At 56.6% G+C, this 17,206-nt stretch carries 15 protein-coding genes and 1 pseudogene; 10 read left to right on the top strand and 6 right to left on the bottom strand.

The features are described from left to right. Positions 1–167: 167 nt before the first annotated feature. The 4 genes and pseudogenes from ACP2YP_RS14390 to ACP2YP_RS14375 form a co-directional block, all read left to right on the top strand. Positions 168–251: pseudogene (locus ACP2YP_RS14390) on the top strand (hypothetical protein); the annotation flags it as partial. Between the two features lie 314 nt (positions 252–565). After that, positions 566–916 carry an IS66 family insertion sequence element accessory protein TnpB gene (gene tnpB, locus ACP2YP_RS14385; RefSeq protein WP_426424880.1) on the top strand — a complete coding sequence of 117 codons (351 nt, stop codon included), beginning with the start codon at positions 566–568 and terminating at the stop codon, positions 914–916. A gap of 69 nt (positions 917–985) precedes the next feature. After that, the gene (gene tnpC, locus ACP2YP_RS14380; protein WP_426424879.1) at positions 986–2,329 is read left to right on the top strand and encodes an IS66 family transposase; all 1,344 of its coding nucleotides are present in this window, start codon (positions 986–988) and stop codon (positions 2,327–2,329) included. 56 nt (positions 2,330–2,385) lie between these two features. After that, a complete protein-coding gene (locus ACP2YP_RS14375) occupies positions 2,386–2,529 on the top strand; it encodes a hypothetical protein (RefSeq protein ID WP_426424877.1) in 144 nt (47 codons plus the stop codon). A 789-nt stretch (positions 2,530–3,318) separates the two neighbouring features. On the opposite strand, the gene ACP2YP_RS14370 is transcribed toward ACP2YP_RS14375, so the two are convergent. The 4 genes from ACP2YP_RS14370 to ACP2YP_RS14355 all read right to left on the bottom strand — a co-directional run bounded on the left by ACP2YP_RS14370 (position 3,319) and on the right by ACP2YP_RS14355 (position 8,058). Beyond that, the gene (locus tag ACP2YP_RS14370; protein ID WP_426424876.1) at positions 3,319–4,635 is read right to left on the bottom strand and encodes a UDP-glucose dehydrogenase family protein; all 1,317 of its coding nucleotides are present in this window, start codon (positions 4,633–4,635) and stop codon (positions 3,319–3,321) included. Between the two features lie 171 nt (positions 4,636–4,806). Beyond that, positions 4,807–5,124, bottom strand: a complete 318-nt coding sequence (locus tag ACP2YP_RS14365) for a hypothetical protein (RefSeq protein ID WP_426424874.1) — start codon at positions 5,122–5,124, stop codon at positions 4,807–4,809. Between the two features lie 169 nt (positions 5,125–5,293). Next, the gene (locus ACP2YP_RS14360) at positions 5,294–5,965 is read right to left on the bottom strand and encodes an SEC-C domain-containing protein (protein ID WP_426424873.1); all 672 of its coding nucleotides are present in this window, start codon (positions 5,963–5,965) and stop codon (positions 5,294–5,296) included. Between the two features lie 1,394 nt (positions 5,966–7,359). Continuing rightward, positions 7,360–8,058 (bottom strand): hypothetical protein, encoded by a 699-nt coding sequence (locus ACP2YP_RS14355; protein WP_426424871.1) that lies wholly within the window; start codon positions 8,056–8,058, stop codon positions 7,360–7,362. 623 nt (positions 8,059–8,681) lie between these two features. Between ACP2YP_RS14355 and ACP2YP_RS14350 the strand changes: the two genes are divergently transcribed. From ACP2YP_RS14350 to ACP2YP_RS14340, 3 genes are read left to right on the top strand one after another with little or no spacing between them, the layout of a single operon-like run. Beyond that, positions 8,682–9,809, top strand: coding sequence for an ATP-grasp domain-containing protein (locus ACP2YP_RS14350; RefSeq protein ID WP_426424869.1), 1,128 nt, complete (start codon positions 8,682–8,684; stop codon positions 9,807–9,809). After that, entirely contained in the window at positions 9,806–11,032 is a 1,227-nt protein-coding gene (locus ACP2YP_RS14345) for an NAD(P)-binding domain-containing protein (RefSeq protein WP_426424868.1), read from the top strand. Before ACP2YP_RS14350 ends, ACP2YP_RS14345 begins: the two co-directional genes overlap by 4 nt. Continuing rightward, complete coding sequence (locus ACP2YP_RS14340) at positions 11,029–11,838, top strand: thioesterase domain-containing protein (RefSeq protein WP_426424867.1); 810 nt, start codon at positions 11,029–11,031, stop codon at positions 11,836–11,838. Before ACP2YP_RS14345 ends, ACP2YP_RS14340 begins: the two co-directional genes overlap by 4 nt. Here ACP2YP_RS14340 and ACP2YP_RS14335 read toward each other — a convergent pair. Continuing rightward, the gene (locus ACP2YP_RS14335) at positions 11,817–12,539 is read right to left on the bottom strand and encodes a hypothetical protein (protein WP_426424866.1); all 723 of its coding nucleotides are present in this window, start codon (positions 12,537–12,539) and stop codon (positions 11,817–11,819) included. The genes ACP2YP_RS14340 and ACP2YP_RS14335 overlap by 22 nt on opposite strands. A gap of 86 nt (positions 12,540–12,625) precedes the next feature. On the opposite strand from ACP2YP_RS14335, the gene ACP2YP_RS14330 reads away from it, so the two are divergent. Next, positions 12,626–12,817 carry a hypothetical protein gene (locus ACP2YP_RS14330; RefSeq protein WP_426424865.1) on the top strand — a complete coding sequence of 64 codons (192 nt, stop codon included), beginning with the start codon at positions 12,626–12,628 and terminating at the stop codon, positions 12,815–12,817. A gap of 596 nt (positions 12,818–13,413) precedes the next feature. Here the strand turns inward: ACP2YP_RS14330 and ACP2YP_RS14325 are convergent. Beyond that, positions 13,414–14,571, bottom strand: coding sequence for a glycosyltransferase family 4 protein (locus tag ACP2YP_RS14325; protein WP_426424863.1), 1,158 nt, complete (start codon positions 14,569–14,571; stop codon positions 13,414–13,416). 742 nt (positions 14,572–15,313) lie between these two features. On the opposite strand from ACP2YP_RS14325, the gene ACP2YP_RS14320 reads away from it, so the two are divergent. Further along, positions 15,314–16,255: a GNAT family N-acetyltransferase gene (locus ACP2YP_RS14320; RefSeq protein ID WP_426424862.1), complete on the top strand. Its 942-nt coding sequence runs from the start codon at positions 15,314–15,316 to the stop codon at positions 16,253–16,255. A gap of 48 nt (positions 16,256–16,303) precedes the next feature. Then, the gene (locus tag ACP2YP_RS14315) at positions 16,304–17,200 is read left to right on the top strand and encodes an alpha/beta fold hydrolase (protein ID WP_426424860.1); all 897 of its coding nucleotides are present in this window, start codon (positions 16,304–16,306) and stop codon (positions 17,198–17,200) included. Positions 17,201–17,206 lie beyond the last annotated feature (6 nt).

The raw sequence follows: 17,206 nt of genomic DNA, 5'->3' as shown, positions 1-17,206 counted from the left end.
CAGGCTCTGGATTCGGCCAGCAGGGGGCTATCCCCGTGCGCCGCTTTCTCGAAGCCCGATTTGAAGAGCCGTCCTGCTGTCGTGCGTAACCGTCCGGTTCCTGCACACCTTCCTCCTCGTGTGATGTCGTTCCATTTCGGGTTCTCTGCTGCTGTGGAGATTCTCCGGTGGGACCGAAACACTTCCAGAACAAGGCGCGACGCGAGTGGTGGTCGCTGCACGTCGAAGCATGGCGCCGAAGCGGTCTCGGGATCCGCAAATATTGTCGTCAGCAGCGTCTCACCGAGAACACGTTTCGGCGTTGTCGATCTCCGCCGTTCGACGCTCGCTGGTTGGGTCGGCGGTGCATGCTGGTGGCTCGACGCGTTGCACGAACGGCTGTCCAAGAATGTGTTCGCGTCCGACCATCACTGACGAGGAAAAGCTCGCCATTGTGACTGAGTCTGAGCTCCCCGGCGCCACCGCCGCCGAGGTTTGTCGGCGCAACGGCATTCACCAGCATGTTGTTCCGCTGGCGGGTACAACACGGCTTCAGCCACATGATCGATCGGGAGATAGCACGATGATGATCGCGCCGGCCGGCGTGAAGGTACATCTGGCTGTGGGGTATACCGACATGCGGAAGGGCCTGGATGGCCTCGCCGCGCTCGTTCAGGAGCACCTCAAGAAGGATCCATTCTCCGGCCACTTGTTTGCCTTCCGAGGCAAGAAGGCGAGCACGTTGAAGATCCTGTTCTGGGACGGCAATGGGCTTTGCCTGTTCAGCAAGAGGCTCGATCAAGGCGGCTTCATCTGGCCGAGAATGAGCGATCCCGGCGGCACGGTGATGCTGTCCCCGGCGCAGCTTGCCATGCTGATCGAAGGCATCGACTGGCGCACACCCGAGCGTCGATGGCGCCCGTCCATCGCGGGCTGAATTGCAAAAACCAACATCAAATATAGGGAATCCGCTTCGTCGAATCAGCATGCCCGAGTAGAATCGGTCATGCAGCTCGACCTCGAAAATCTGCCGTCGGATACTGCGCTTCTGCATCGCCTGGTGCGCGACATTGCCTCGGTCATTGTGCATCGGAACGGCCAGATCCAACGTCTTCAGGCGATCATCAAACAGCTTCAGCGCGCACAATTTGGGCGTCGTTCCGAGCGTCTCGACGCCGATCAACTCGCCCTTGGGCTTGAAGACCTGGACATCGATCTGTCGGCTGTCGAGACGGATCAGACCTCGGTGGAGACGTCTGCGCCAACACAGAAGCCGCAGCCGAAGCGCAAGCCGCTGCCGGACCATCTGCCGCGCGAACAGATCGTACTCAACGTCGATAGCGCAAACTGTGCGTGCTGCGGCGGCGCACTGCATGCAATTGGTGAGAGCGTCAGCGAGATGCTGGACTGGGTGCCAGCGCAATTGCGCGTGGTGCGCGTCTGCCGCCCGAAATATGCCTGCCGCAGCTGCGGAACGATCATCCAGGCTCCGGCGCTTGAGCGACCGATCGCCGGCGGTTTGGCCACGCCAGCCCTGCTCGCGCAGGTGCTGGTCAGCAAATACTGCGACCACACACCTCTCTATCGGCAGGCGCAGATTTTTGCCCGTCATGGCGTCGAACTGGAACGCTCGACACTCGCCGGATGGGTTGGCGGCGCGTGCTGGTGGTTTGGGGCCCTGCACGACCGGCTGTGCAAGCACATCTTTGCGTCGGACCACCTGTTTGCCGACGATACTCCAATCCCTGTGCTCGATCCGGGTCGAGGCCGCACGAAGACCGGAAGGCTGCGGGTGTATGCCCGCGATCAACGCAGCTGGGCCGGACCCGAGCCGCCGGCTGCGGTTTATGTATTCGCGCCCGACCGGAAAGCCGAGCGCCCGGCGGCGCATCTGACGCACTTCAAGGGCGTTCTGCACGTCGACGGTTACGCGGGATTCGAGCGGCTGACCACCGCCGGAACCATCACTCTGGCTGAATGTTGGGCGCACACCAGGCGCAAGTTCTACGAGGTTGCGCAAGCCGAGGACACGCCCATCGCGCACGAGGCCCTGCGTCGCATCGCTAGCCTCTATGCCGTCGAAGCGCAGGTGCGTGGTCAATCGCCGGCGCATCGGCTGGCCACGCGGCGCGCACTCGCCAGGCCAATCGTTGAGAGCCTTCGCCTTTGGCTCGAGGTGCAGCTCCCGCAGCTGCCCGGCCGCAAAAAGCCCCGCAGCGTAGTTCTAGCCGCTCCTGCCGGCTCAACCCGGGTAACGATACCACTCAAGCTTAATTTTGGAGTTCAGTTGCGCCGTCCGGTCACACCGCGCGAAGGTCATCCTCGCTCAACTTGGAACGGTGTCCAATGAAACTTCCCTTTCGCACGAAACCAAACAGGCTATCAGATCGGGAAATTCGAGATGCAATGGCCGAGCTTCAGGCTCTACGATCTGCAGTGGCAGCGGCCGAAAAGAAGAGCGGCTTTTTGCCACACAACGACAATTTCGCGCAGAGCAGCGCGAACGCCAATTCCCTCAACTCGCGCGGCCGGGGCCGCACCTTCTCATAAGAGCGAGGCTTGCGTGGGGCCCGTTTCCGCCAGCTGATGATAAACCAACCGACCACCATCCTGTTTGAATTGTGCACCGCGTCGCTTCGGCTCCAGAACTTCTCCCATTCCAATGGAACTCGAACCGGGCCGATATCTGCGTTTCAGAACGTTTTCTTTGTGCGAACCGGCAACCACTTCGCGCGAAATCGCTCTCGCGAATGGCAACTCAGAGAGCGGATCGCGCCCGCTCTCCACCGTTTCCATCGGTAGTGCGGACAGATAGCATCTGGCGGAAATAAACGGCTCAATCTTAGAGTTCCGGAATGGAACCAGATAGCGAATCGTGTAAAAGTGGCGGCCTTACGGCCATAGGTGGAAATGATGTCCACGACACTGCAGATCGCAGCTGCGCTCTGGGTCATGATAGCTTGCGCTGCAATCAAGTGCTGCCAAGTGCTGCTCTAGGCGAGCGCCTTGCCGAGCAGCCATTCAGCGATGACCACCGTGCCCCGTACGATCGCATAAAGCCATCCCAGAGTCGCTACGCCAACTAGACCCAGATAGCAGGCGGTTATGACCCGCCTGTTTGGTGGCACCATCTTTACCTCATGCTCTTGGATGGTCAGCTCATCCTCCCGGCGACATAAGGGCCCAATCCATATCTGGGCCGTCGTCTGTTAGTTGGTCCACCGCGGCTTCTGGTTCAAAGAAACGCCTGAAGACCCCAATCGTCCTTTCACTTGGAAGCAGATAAGAGTGATCGGATCGGACCCAGCCTCAAAGCCTCATGACCAGCATTGCACTATATCAGCCCTGCGCCTGCGACCGCCCGACGCTCTTGTAGATGATGCCGGCCGCTGCCATGTCTTCAGGGCTGAAGATGTTGCGGAGGTCGACGACGACGGGCTGCGCCATGACGCTCTTCAGCCGGTCGAGATCGAGACCACGGAACTGCACCCATTCGGTGACCACGACCAGCGCATCGGCGCCTTCAGCACAGGAGTACGCATCCTCAGAGTAAGTGATGCTCGGAAGCTCGCTCTTGGCCTGCTCCATGCCGACCGGATCGAACGCCTTCACCTTTGCGCCCATGTCCAGGAGGCCGGTGACCAGCGGGATCGAGGGCGCGTCGCGCATGTCGTCAGTGTCAGGCTTGAAGGTGAGGCCGAGCACGGCGATGGTCTTGCCACGCAGCGAGCCGCCGAGCGCCTGGCTCACTTTCCGTGCCATCGCGCGCTTGCGGTTCTCGTTGACCGCGAGCACAGATTCGACGATGCGCAAGGAGACGTCGTAGTCCTGCGCGATCTTGATCAGCGCCTTGGTGTCCTTCGGGAAGCAGGAGCCGCCGAAGCCCGGACCGGCATGCAGGAATTTTGTGCCGATGCGGTTGTCCAGGCCGATGCCGCGTGCGACCTCCTGCACGTTGGCGCCGACCTTTTCGGAGAGATCCGCGATCTCGTTGATGAAGGTGATCTTGGTCGCGAGGAACGCGTTGGCAGCGTATTTGATCATCTCGGCGGTGCGGCGCGCGGTGAACATCAGCGGCGCCTGGTTCAGCGATAGCGGGCGGTAGATATCGCCCATCACCTTGCGGCCGCGTTCGTCGGACGTGCCGACGACGACGCGATCGGGGAACTTGAAGTCGCGGATCGCCGCACCCTCGCGCAGGAACTCGGGGTTCGAGGCCACCACCACGTCCGCCTTGGGATTGGCCTCGCGGATGATGCGCTCGACCTCGTCACCGGTGCCGACCGGCACGGTCGATTTCGTCACCACGACGGTGAAGCCGGACAGCGAATGCGCGATCTCCTTCGCGGCGGCGTAGACGTAGGAGAGATCGGCATGGCCATCGCCGCGACGCGACGGTGTGCCGACCGCGATGAACACGGCATCAGCATCGGCGACCGGCTTGGACAGGTCGGTGGTGAAGTCGAGCCGCTTGGCCTTGACATTGGTTGCAACCAGCTCGTCCAGGCCCGGCTCGTAGATCGGAATCTCGCCGCGATGGAGTGCCGCGATCTTCTTCTCGTCCTTGTCGACGCAGGTGACGTCGTGACCGAAATCCGCAAAGCAGGCTCCGGACACCAGTCCGACATAGCCCGTTCCGATCATCGCGATGCGCATGAAAATCCCTGTTTGCCCTGGTTAGAAACTGCGCTGCAGACGCCCGCTTTTGGAAACAGTAACCCGATGCGACCTACGGCTTCAATTCTATCATCGGATTAACTTCAATTCTCTAGATTAATCCCTCGGGAGAACCCTACCAGGACACGACTGAGTGCTGCTCAGCTATCGTCAGAGCTTCCGACTCAAGATCTGCGTGAGCCGGGTAAAACTGCATCCAGCAACGCCGCCCATGAATTTCTCCATCGCGTCGATCAGATGTCCATGACGATCAGGCGTAAGGTGTTGCAACACTTCTAGCAAGATGGCTGCAGCCAAGACGAGAGACATTGTACGAGTAAAGTGGTGAGGGTAAGCGGCTACAAACAAGGCACCAAGCAAGGCGTACGCCGCGAAACGCTCAATTCGAACATGTCCTGTCTCGGGACGAAGGCCGATGGGAGACAATGTCGCAAACACAATCAGTCCAAATACCAGCCAAGCAGCCACTGCAATGAATCTTCCTAGCATTGCCCTTAAATACCGCCGTTCGCAAAAGGAAGCAATTCGATCAAGCCGTTTCAGCGACGGTAGGGACAGGCCGACGGGGTTCGCACCGCGCGCATCTTCAACGGCCGCGACTGTCGGCGCAGAAAATAGAAGTCTCCCTCCGACAATCCTACGTCCACTCATTCTCCGGCAGCGTACCAGATGGCCGCTTAAGCTCCTCAAGCCCCGCCTCGATGCAGGCAATCTCCTCCAAGATGGTTCGAACCACGTTTGCAGGACTGATTCCCGAGACCACCTGAAGCTCGTATAGCACCTTGCGCCGGTGAGCGAGGAGATCCGCCAGAGCGCGGCGGTTTTTCACCTTCACATGACCAGCGACGATCATCTCCATTGCACTGGACACTTTACGTTTACTCGGAGCCGCTTCTGGCTCCCGCCGACGCCCGACCTCTTGTTCAGGAAGCTCCGGTGCATCTTCTCCCGAGTTCTGCGTTACCTGGAGCGATTCACGACTGTCGGCGTCCCTCTGGTCTGACACGCCTGGTGAGCGGCCTTCAATGGACGTGCTGAATGTGATCTCGCGCCGAGGCGGCGGCCGTTCCTCCATATGCGACACAGTTCGGTGTTGGCCATGGCAATGCTTAAACCGCCTGCCCGAGCCGCACGGACAAAGGGCGTTCCGCTTCGTCAGTCCATCCTCTGCTTCGATCTCATGGCTTTTGCTGACCAGAGGTTGGGCGACGCCAATTGCGACCCTAGACGTCGTGTGGGACTCATTTGTCAACTCCTCGTCAAGAGCTTGCCGAATGGCGGCCAATTGGGCAAAAATGTCCTCAACCACTATCGGCCTCCTGGTATTGAAATCAATAATAAGCAGTTAAACCAACAGTTAAAACGCCCGTATTCAACTGCAAAGACCGGCGGATCGCAAGGACCCCGACGAGCGGTTTGAGGCCTATCGCGAATCGCCTTCAGGTTGTTTCGGACCGTTGGCAATCTGCGCGGATTGCCGGATCGACAGTTTTGGCCACGCGACGATGAAGCAGACGAACTGCCAAAGCTCAACTCGATGAAGGCCGCTTTGGCGAACTCGCATGACTAAAGCCGAGGTTCCTCGGGGAAATCAAAACTCACGATCAGGAATAAAAACACCCCGACAATGAAGAGGACCATGCACAGCGCTGCAATCCCGTACGGCCACACGGAGCGACTCCACCTTGTTCAACTGATATAAAGCCGGAGGAGCGGAGTATAATCGATCGCCGGCTTGTTAGAGGTTGGTCCGGAGGAGACGATGGGCAATGTCCGGTGAACGAAACGTAACGGGCCCCGCTAAGCCGCGCAACCGGGATACGAAATTAGGCTTGACAGGCGAGGTTAAGTGACATTCCTTATGCGCCTCAACTGGTCCGCGGATCGGAATCCAACGTTCATCTTCATTAAATTTTGCGCAAGCTATTTCTGCCATCAAAACGTTCCGGTATGATTGTCACCTAAGTATTTTGTTAAGTATTTTGTACGATTGTATTTTGTGGGGTTTCAATGAGCTTTGATAACTCACGCCTGCGCCTTCTCTCTGAGCAGAACCGGGAATTGAAAGAACTCTTGCGAGAAATTCAAAGGCTCCGCCGTATCGTTGCGCTGGCAGAAGCTAAGATCCCAAAGCAGCAGCGCCGACGAAGTGCAAGTACAGAGAAGCCTGGCTCATCATCGATGGGGCAGCTCTTAGCATCATCACTCTAGCTCAATTGCCCGGGACAGCTCCGATAAGGCAGCTTCGCGATGAATCGGCGCTGTGATGTCAGGTCAGGCCGCGACTATTCATTCCGGGTTTCGACGACTGATACGCCGTTCGGCTTCCGCTTGGTCTCCGGCATCGTGCGCTTCCGTAATTGGCCTCGCGAACCGTTGTTGCGTCCCTTTTCTACGCGGAGCATACCAACGGCACGTAACTGCCAGGCAGACCAACTCGGCTGGCAAGTGCCGTCGGCCGACTAGATCGTCGTGAAGAGAGATCCGCACAAGTCTCGATTTTGCGACCTAATGAGCACATCCGAGCACTTCTGCTGTTCCAAGGCAGAATCGCCCCTTGGACTAACGCTGCGCAGCGTCGAGCCTGCTGTCTGCTTACGGAATCCTTCCCGCACGCGATCGACGGAGTGCCCGAAGCCGGATCGCGAGTATCCTCGCCTTACGGCATGAGAGCCCGCCCCCGGCAGATGCGCCGATAAAGTTTCATTTCGAGCTTCGATTCAACTTGTCGAAGATGCTGGTGAAGTTAACGAGGTCTTGGGGATCAACAGTCGCCGTAACTTCATTCGTCATTTTCAGCGGCTCGACATCTGTAGGCAGATCACCTGAGCAGAAAGACTTGTCGCCATGAGGTACGACCGAGCTCTGGAGCGAGAACGGAGCTGCTATTGAATCTGCAACCGCGATTGGCTGCTCGGTTCGCAAAGAAGCGACATTTTCGAATTTTTGCCCTTCCAAGACTGGGGTTTCGCCTAGGACGTTTGCGCTCACCACCGCGTTGTGCCTCGCAGATTCGACTATCAACTTCAAAATCGACGGAAGAAGCGCTTTCGAATTAAAGATGCCGTAGAGCTTGCGGAAATGATCTACGTAAATCGCTCCGTAACGTGATAGAAGACGTTCGACGTTAGCCAGGTCTTCATCTCGATCAAGCAAGTCATTCCAGGCCAGTTCGTCCCCCTGAGTACCGCTGTCCGCAGCAGCGATGGCGCGTGTCGGACTTGGCGAAGCTGGAATCTGCTCGACTGAAGCGGGCGCAACCGCAGTCGATCGGGATGTACTGCCCGATATCGGGGCGCGCCTGGTTGGAATTTGGACGCAGATCAAACCAAGCGCCATGGCTAAAAAGCCGATGGCCGCCCAAACAATCGAAACGCACAGCGCGGCCCCGACCGCGATCAAGAGAAAACCAACTAACCGCATTTTAATACGATGATTGCGCTAAAAATATAGCAATTATAATACGTTTGGCAGATCAAGCCAATACGCGGAAAAATCTGATCCAGAGCCCCCAGGCTACAAGGCCTGTATGGTCCGAGATAATTTTGATGATTGCGCCAATATTATCGACGCTGAGCCGAATTAGAAAGCCTTATTTTCGTTCAAAATCGCTCAGCGCCGGCTGGCCCAGATGCCGCCAAGCCTGATCAATCAAAGCGCGCGCATCCTCGTCCAAAGGATCCATCATCGTCTCCGCCCACGCGACCTAGTGAAAAGGCTCTTGCAGCTTGCTGCAACGCTATTAGAATTGGAATATTGAACAACCGAGCAAAATGAAGCATTGTTACTACTGAATGACCACAAATCGACGGACGCTAAGTCGTTTTAGTAAATTAGGCACCCAATAAGTGCTGGTAAAGTCAAAGATCGCAGTATTTCTCGCGTCTGCTGCCGCGGGTGGTACTATCGCCGCCGTCCGCAATCTCGGTGCCGCCGGACTTGATGTCCGAACTTTATCAAGTCGGGTATTTTCTGCGGCTGCTTGGTCCCGGTACGCATCAAGATCATATTCGATTGCTTCCGAATTGAACGAACAGCGCTTTCTACAGCAACTGCTCAGCATAGGAAAAGCCGACCCCGGCCATGTTCTACTGGCGACTTCAGATCATACGGCTTGGCTGTACGCCGAAAACCAGACCCAGCTCGCGCCCTATTTCCGGCTCTATCAGCCATCGGCGCAGACGATGCGCAGGATCCTCGACAAGAAACTTCTCGCCGAGGCTGCCACAGCTGCCGGGATGTCTGTCTTGCCAAGCTGGTATCCCCAAAACATAGACGAGTTGATCGCGCTGGCGCCGACGCTTCCTTATCCCATACTCATCAAGCCGCGTACTCAAGTCCATCGAAGCCGTGATGATAAGGGGAAAGTTGCCTACTCAGAAGACGAGTTGAAGCAGTACTATCGTGCCTTCATCGAGGACGATAAGCGCCGAGCGAACCGACTCCTTGCGGAAGCGAATGTTATTCTACAGCGCTTTGTCGGGGAGGCGCGTCAGAGCGTTCATTCTATTAGTGGCTTTATCGATCGCACCGCCGAGCTCTTCGTGACGCGACATGCGGTCAAAGCGCTGCAACGTTCCCAACCGGTCGGGGTCGGAATCTGCTTCGAGTCTCGTCCGGCAAACACCTCGCTATCCGACGAGGTGCACCGGCTGTGCCAAGAGCTGAATTATTTTGGTATTTTCGAAGTCGAGGTGCTTTGGTTCGAAGGGCGCTGGAATGTTATCGATTTCAATCCCCGTTTGTTCAGTCAGGTTGGGCTCGATATCCACCGTGGATCGCCGGTGCCGCTATTTGCCTATCTTGATGCGATCGAGGATGCAGCCGCGCTCAATAAAATGGTTCAAGAGGCGAATGCGATCAAGAGCGAGCCGGAGGTCGCCTTTTACGATCGATTCACCCTCAAAGCCTTGCTACTGACGCGACTCCTCACACTGCGCATGTCGCCAGGGGATCGAATATATTGGAAAGCGTGGCAGGATCGCAACCGCCGCGCAGTAGACTTTGCTGCTGACAGCCGAGACCGGTGGCCTGGAGCTATTCATATCATTTCCGAGATATGTCGGGGCTTACGAGCGATGCCCCGTTTTCTGCGTTCCACAAAGCGAGTTCGAAAACTGCCTGCCTCGGCCGCCGCAAAGACGCAAAATTGAGCACAAACAACATAGTCATCGTAGGCGCGGGACCGTACGGGCTTTCGCTCGCCGCTCATTTGGGAGCGCGGAAGATCGATCACCGCATTTTTGGCGAACCAATGCAGTTCTGGTCGCGAATTGCTGATGCCGCCGGCGAGCGTTTCTTAAAGTCGTTTTGTTTTGCAACCAATCTGTCGTCGCCGGAACCAGGTTTCACTCTCGTCGACTACAACGTGCCACGCGGTTTGGAGACGTTTGACCCTTGCTCCATGGCAAACTTTGCGAACTATGGAAACTGGTTCCAGCGACACAATGTGCCATGGGTCGAGCGAGCGGAAGTCGTAAGTGTCGAGAGGCAGGCAGATCGCTTTGCGGTCACTCTATCCAGTGGGGAGCGCACGATCGCGGCTCACGTTGTGGTCGCAACCGGCCTTTCTCACTATGCGAGCATGCCATCAGTATTGGCTTCGCTGCCTCCGCATCTTACTTGTCATACGGCTGAAATCGATCGATTTGAGGGGTTTTCCGGTCAGCATGTCGCCGTGATCGGAGCAGGCCAGTCCGCGCTGGAAGCGGCGGCGTTGCTACACGAAGCGGGCGCCTCGCCGGAACTACTGGTGCGTGAAGACGAAATCCGGTGGCATACCAGAGTATTTCCAAATCGCAGTTCGTGGGATCGAATACGCAAACCCATCTCGGGGCTTGGGCTAGGGCCAAAGGCATGGGCTCTGGTCAATTTTCCGGGCGCGCTGCACCGACTTCCGGATGAAGGCCGGCTGTGGCTGACCAGAAACTATCTTCCTCCCGAGGGAGCTTGGTGGCTCCGGGACCGCGTCGAGGGCCGCGTGCCCATTCACTTGGCAACGACGGTGATCAAGGCACGAGAGGTTGGCAGTCAGGTGGCACTTCAGTTGACGGATCGAGCAGGTGCGCGCAATCGCGAACTGAAATTCGATCACGTCGTTGCCGGGAGCGGTTACGATATTGATGCGCAACGTCTGCAATTCCTGGATACGCACCTCAGGAGCAAGATTCAGCGTGTACATCGTCGTCCGCGGCTCGACCGCTTTTTCTGCTCCTCAATCCCGGGGCTCTATTTCATTGGGCCTGCGTCCTCGATGAGCTTCGGCCCCCTGTTCCGCTTCGTAGTTGGCGCAGACTTCACCGCGCGCACCCTAACCTCACGTTTAGCCTCAGGACTGTCAGTGCCAGTCCAGGCGCAGGCGTCGGCGATCTCATGACAAGCACGGTGTTCCTAGCTGGCTCCGGGGGAGGCTTTCCAGACGTTTCCCAACTGAGAACTGATCCCGAAGACCAAACGAGCTTCGAAACGATCGACTATCCCGGTTGGAAGCGATACGTGAGCCCACAGTTCAAGCCTGAACTTCTGATATCGGATTTGTCCGCTGAAATAGAATCCCGCGTCCCATCGGGCCCCATTCGGATCGTCGGCATCTCCATGGGTGGACATTTTGGTTATCTCATAGCTCTCGATCTCCAGGCACGAGGGCGACAGATCGAAGGCCTGTGTGCGATCGACTCTTTTATGGTCGCTACGGCTGCTCCAACTCCAGGCTGGAGAAATCGTGCGCTAACAGAATTTGTCGAGACCATCGGACGTCGGAGATTTGGCGATTTGCATATATTGTGCCGCTCAAAACTCTGGCGAGCAGTGCTTCGCGCGACAGGAAATATGTTACCCGCTCTACTCAGAAGGGCGTCTGGATTGGGCTGGGCAGTGCGCGTTCTTGAAATTGATCCGATTTTGAAGCGAGAGCTGGATATTCGCATGATGGCCCGCGAGTGCATTCCTTGGCTCGCCAAAATAGACGAAGCCCCCTCCCCCCTCTCGATTCGGGCGGCGTTGCTTCGAACACGTGGTAACGCGGCCAGCGATGCAATGTGGCGATCCCGTTGTCCAGCTCTTGTCATCTACGAGATCCAAGGGTCTCACGAGACGTTGTTCGAAGCAGAAAATGTGGGCTGCTTACGCGAGGCATTTGCCAAGGCATCGCGTCATTGGAGCTATAGCACCTCAAACGCGTAATTTGAGTTCCCGGTCTCCGCTCGCAAACGTCCGATCAAACGAAGTTGCGCGCCGGGCAACTTCGCTGGATCGTAGGGGAAATTATCAGCGACAAAATACTTGGGCCCCCCACCGCTTGTCGCGATATTTCGTACGACTTTGTCCATCAGATCCTCCGACGAAAACGGGTAATTTGCAAAAACGATTAATGGCGGTTCCGGCATTTTGAAATCCGTGGCGCTCGCGCATATGGATTGGCCGATCTTACGGGCTGGGGGATAAAGCGATATATTCTTGGCGGCAATTTCGTGGAGCTCCTTCACCAGTTCGACGCCGTACACAGTCCTGAATCCCAAGGTCGACGCGTACAGCAAGGTGGCGCCTTTGCCCGAACCTATGTCGACAAAGGCGAATTCTTTGTATCGTTCGCTATCGAGCTCTAGCATCGACAGCGAACGGTCGAATCCTTCCTGGCTTGTTGGAGCATACCTGACACCATGCACCCAGACAGGATCCTGAATGGAAAATGTACTGAGCGGAATTACACCGGCTGTGTCAGTCCCGTGCCTCTCGTCAAATTGCGCCTGTAGTGCATTTCGTTCCAACAAGCGTTGGCGCTCACCATAGACAACTAACGGCCATCGCACTGCGTAGACAAGCGTAGGTAGGAGCCCTCTCGTCGCGATGGATTTTTCAATCATTCTGATCATCAGGACGATCATCAAACCTACCTTCAAAGAAACGCCAGGCGCTCGGCGTGTTGCCAATCCAAATCTAACGCGCCAAAATTGGCTGTTGCAAGCCAGTCATGCCCGCTCTGATCAGCGAAGATACACAGAACCGGAAAGCGTCGTTCCAGTGGAACGAAGACAAGCCCGACTTCGCATTCTCAGTATCGTTCAAAAATCCAGATATTCCTTCGGTGATCGCGGAATCGCTCGGCGATATCTTAGGTTTGGGTTCTCACAAGCAGTTCGCATGCATCGACAATTTCAGTTGAAACCAGCATTTCACTTGGAGAGCAACGACTAGGTCCGCGCGCGTTACGATTTCGGAATGTCTTGCTGATGTTGCCTGATTTCGATGATGCGCCGGCGTGTATGAAACTCGTCTAATTCAGCGGCGGAAAATACTCAGCGATTGGGCTCGCGACTCGATTTTTGGCCCTGCGGCCCGAACCAAAGGCGCACGCACGCGAATGCAAACATTCCAGCGAACACGCCAAGAGTTCCTCGGTCAAAGCCGTAGGGTTCGTCCAATACTCCTCCGATAACACCTCCAACAATTCCACTGGCAGACAATCCACACACCCAAATTCCGAAAGTCCGCATTTCGCTTGCCTTGCAGATCGCCATTGCTAATCAAATCCACCCGCCTCGTTTTAGCCCACATGACCCATGCACATCGAGGAAGGCCGGTTAGACACGTTACGCGCAGCTCTGCGCGGGACATTACGGGAGTTCCCGTGGACATCAAGGCCCCGAGACCTGACTTTGATGCCCGTATGTATAGCCCAGACCATTGCAGTTAAAAGAGACAGGGTAAGTCGCGCCGAATCAAGGCTTGGCGGGACGATCGCATCGGCCTGAAACTAATTCACGTTAGCAACGCGCGACTGGTGAGGTTGAGTAAGGCGTCTTCGTACTGTTCAAGATAGACTTGGGCGACTGCTGCCGCACTGAAGCGCGACTGAAAGCGAGCTGTGGCGTTCACGGCCGCCTGAGCATAGAAAGCGCGATCAGAAAGAAACAGCTCGATTGCGCGAACCAAAGCCGCCTCGTTGCGCGGCTCTACAAGGATTCCGGTCTCGCCATCCACAATGATGTCGGGGATCCCGGCCAGTCTGGTTGCGATCGCAGGCAGCCCAAGTGCCATACCTTCCATCAAGCACAAGGGAAACATTTCACCCTCCATGTAGCTCGGAAGAGCAATAACATGCCCCCGCCGCATGATGGCCGGAACGTCGCCGTGGTCTACTCGCCCTACACACTCGACGACCTCGCGTAGATCGAGCCGCTCGATCAAAGCTTCGACCTCAGGCCGGTTCGGACCATCTCCGATCAGGACGGCGCGCAAGCCGGGGTATCGGGGCATGAGTGTGGCAACCGGCGACAAGAGTTCCAGGTGCCCCTTACCAGCAAACATCCGTGCCGACATGACGATTGTTAACATCCCGGCCGCCGGAATGGACGCGTGCCCGGAAAATAGCTCCTGATCTACGCAGAAGGGAATCACCATTGCGCGCGATTTGGGAATGCCGTTCGCCACCAGTTCGGCGAGAGCGGCGGCATAGGGCATCACTACGCGGTTGGAGAGCCGTTTCTCAAGCCAGAAAGTCAAGTCGGAGACGAGACTACGATACGGCGCGAACCAGGTAATTGTTGCGTGATGGGTTACGATCAGCGCCTTGCCCAGAGACATAGCGCGCGCAAGAAATCCATCGATGCATGATATGCCGACAGCATGGATATGAATCACGTCAACCTCGCGCAACAACCGACGTAGCCGCCGTACGCGCCCAACGCGAAGCCAGAGCTTTGCCAACCGCCCACGGACATCTTTCGTCCGTTGCGTCGCTTGGGGCATAGAACCGAAGCCAGGTGGATCGGCGAGATCGTGGATCGCAATGCCGCCGCGTTGCGCAGTGGCTCGAACCTCCTCTCGGCTAAACAAGTCGAGTGCAATCGATGGCTCGTGGCCAGCTCGCTTCTGCGCGGCGCAGAGCTGGAGGATGAAAGTCTCCACCCCGGTCATCCCGAAGTTCGTTCCCATATAGTGCAGAATGCGCAAGGAAGTCGGACGTGTCGCTTGGCCGTCCGTCCTTATCGGCTCCAAATTCAAATGGAACTCTGGGAGTCTCGACAAAATGGGCCGCCACTCATTGGACGAGCATAAATCCAGGCCGCAGTCTCTTTCAGGTAAACTGCAACCTTAACCGATTCTTTGTCGCACCCCCGTGGCAACATGCCGCGGAAGGACCGGCCGGCGCCAAGTGCCCGGCTGGGACGTCCGTCACATCACCGATCGGAGGTTAAGCCTGCCCTCGGACCTCATCCATTCCCGATGCACACACACTTCACCGCGGCCAACATCGACATAGAGTCCGCGGTCAAGCTGCTCAGCTCAAGCAATCGGCAACACGTAATGGGCCACCTGCGCGCCAGTGGCGGGGCAAAGCAGCCGAGTTGCATCTCGATCCTATTGAAATCAAGAGGATTCTGGACCACGCGCCTCAGCATCGACAACTCTGAATGAGTTCCGCCGGACTAGAAGGGTCATCAACTAAGTGTGACCCGACTCCGGTGAGAGTGTGACACGCAGCCGCGGCCCGTTAACGATCAATCCGCGAAGTTCAAGTCGATTCAGTAGTGGCACGTCTTAAAAAACTTACTTACACGATAGTACTACCCACTAGACGATTGACATCGGACCTGCAACGAATTGTAATATTTGTTGTCTCTTTGAATAAGATATTCTCTTTCCGACGAAGTTTATAGTGCAGCAGTTATTATTTCATGAGCCTTGGTGGTTGGCCGCGGCATCGAATGGTGATTACCAAGAAACAACCAGCAAGAATGGCACCGAAATCGTCGGCCGCCTGCCTTACGTCGTGAGGCGACGTGGCCCTTTCAACGTTGTTCGAATGCCGTCGTTTACGCATATATTAGGCCCCATCGTGGACGCGGGAACCGGCAAGTTGGAAACTCGACTGCGCCGGCGCTCAGCTATTGTACGTTCGCTCATCGACCAATTGCCACCCAACTCCTTTTTTCACCAGCATCTAGACACGTCTGTCGACGACGGACTAGCGAGTGTCGATGGTCTAGCTTTTCAAGAACGCCGTTTTGCAGTCTCGACTCAGTACACGTTTGAAGTGGATTGCCGTAAGGATTTAAGCGTTGTCTGGGCGGAAATGTCTCAAAAGACGCGTCAGCCGATCCGGCGCGCCGAAGAGCGATATTCGGTCAAGACCGTCGAGATCCCGGACAACTTTGTCAATTTTTATCAAGCGAACACAAAAGCTGCCGGCCAAAACAATCGAATAGATTTCAGGAACTTCACAGCCCTTTATACTGAATGCCGCTCTCGCGGATGCGCAACGCTTCTCGGCGCCTTTGATCACGATGGCACGCCGGTCGCAATGGCCTACCTCGTATGGGGTCACGGAACCATGTACTATCTCCTGTCAACCCGTTCGACCTCCGCGGACTACGGCGCGATCAGCCTTCTGCTTTGGACCGCAATAAAGGAAGCACACGGCCTCGGTACTGTGCTGGACCTCGACGGCGTCTATTCGGTTGGAACGGCACGGTTCCTCAGCAGCTTTGGTGGGCAGATCAAGACACGCCTTGTTGTTCGGCGTAGCCGAGGAATCTACAGTGCTATACAAAATCTCAAGAGAGTATGTTCTCGAGACGAGAGCTATTACTTCACTTGAAGACTTCCGCCTCAATTGAGGCCGCAATCAGCTGGCGATTTTATAATAATGGCAACCAGTCACCTTTTTTCTTCCGCTGAAGCGAACAAATTTTCCCACGTCGTTCAATTCCGCAGCGGAGGAATAGGCCACTCTCTCATCTGCTTTCCCGGATCCGGCGGCAACGTTCAGATCTTCCGTGAGATGGCCGCAGCATTGCCGGAAGACCATTCAGTCTATGGGATCGATTTGGGCTGGCTATGCAATCAGGCGAGCGGTTTCACGATAGAGGAGCTTGCGACATTCTATTGGGAAGTCCTCGGTTCTCTTGTGAAGAGCGGCTCCTACGTTCTTTGCGGCTATTCTTTCGGGGGCCTCCTGGCGTACGAGCTGGCCACCCGATTGGTGAAGGAAGGTCAAGACGTGCGTGCGGTCCTGTTGCTGGACGCGCCAAATCCCGCGCAGCTTGCCAATCTCTCTCTGTCCGAGACGACACAGTATCGCAGACGCTACCTGCTCGACCGGCTCAAGCGATATTGCGATCATTTGCTTAGCGGAGACTTCAAGGCCTTCGCTGAACGCGGCCTCGCGTTCGTTGTCTCTCGCATGTCCAAACCTTTCCTGCCGTTGATCAAGATGGTGGTACGGATGACAGGAACAGCGCTGCCGACCATTGTGAGGTCCAACGATCCGGGATTCTTGAGGGCTTGGAATGCATACAAGCCTAGGCCATATCCGAAAAGCGTGGTCTGCTTTCGGGTAGAAGCGAGGGGCGCAGAGCACCAGGACGATCCTTCAATGGGCTGGTCGATCTGTGCATTGGGGGGCGTGAAGATTCACGTCGTTCCTGGAGGACATGTCGACATGATGGCGATGCCGTCTGTAAAAGCCATCGTCGATGTCGTGGCAACATATCTGGGCGACTGTTGCGCCGAGCAACGGCGACCTACCGCTGCGAATTCCTGACGCCCC

Source organism: Bradyrhizobium genosp. A (assembly GCF_049949275.1).
Classification (GTDB): domain Bacteria; phylum Pseudomonadota; class Alphaproteobacteria; order Rhizobiales; family Xanthobacteraceae; genus Bradyrhizobium.
Note: the sequence above shows the minus strand (reverse complement) of the source record. Positions and strands in the feature narration are given on the sequence as shown.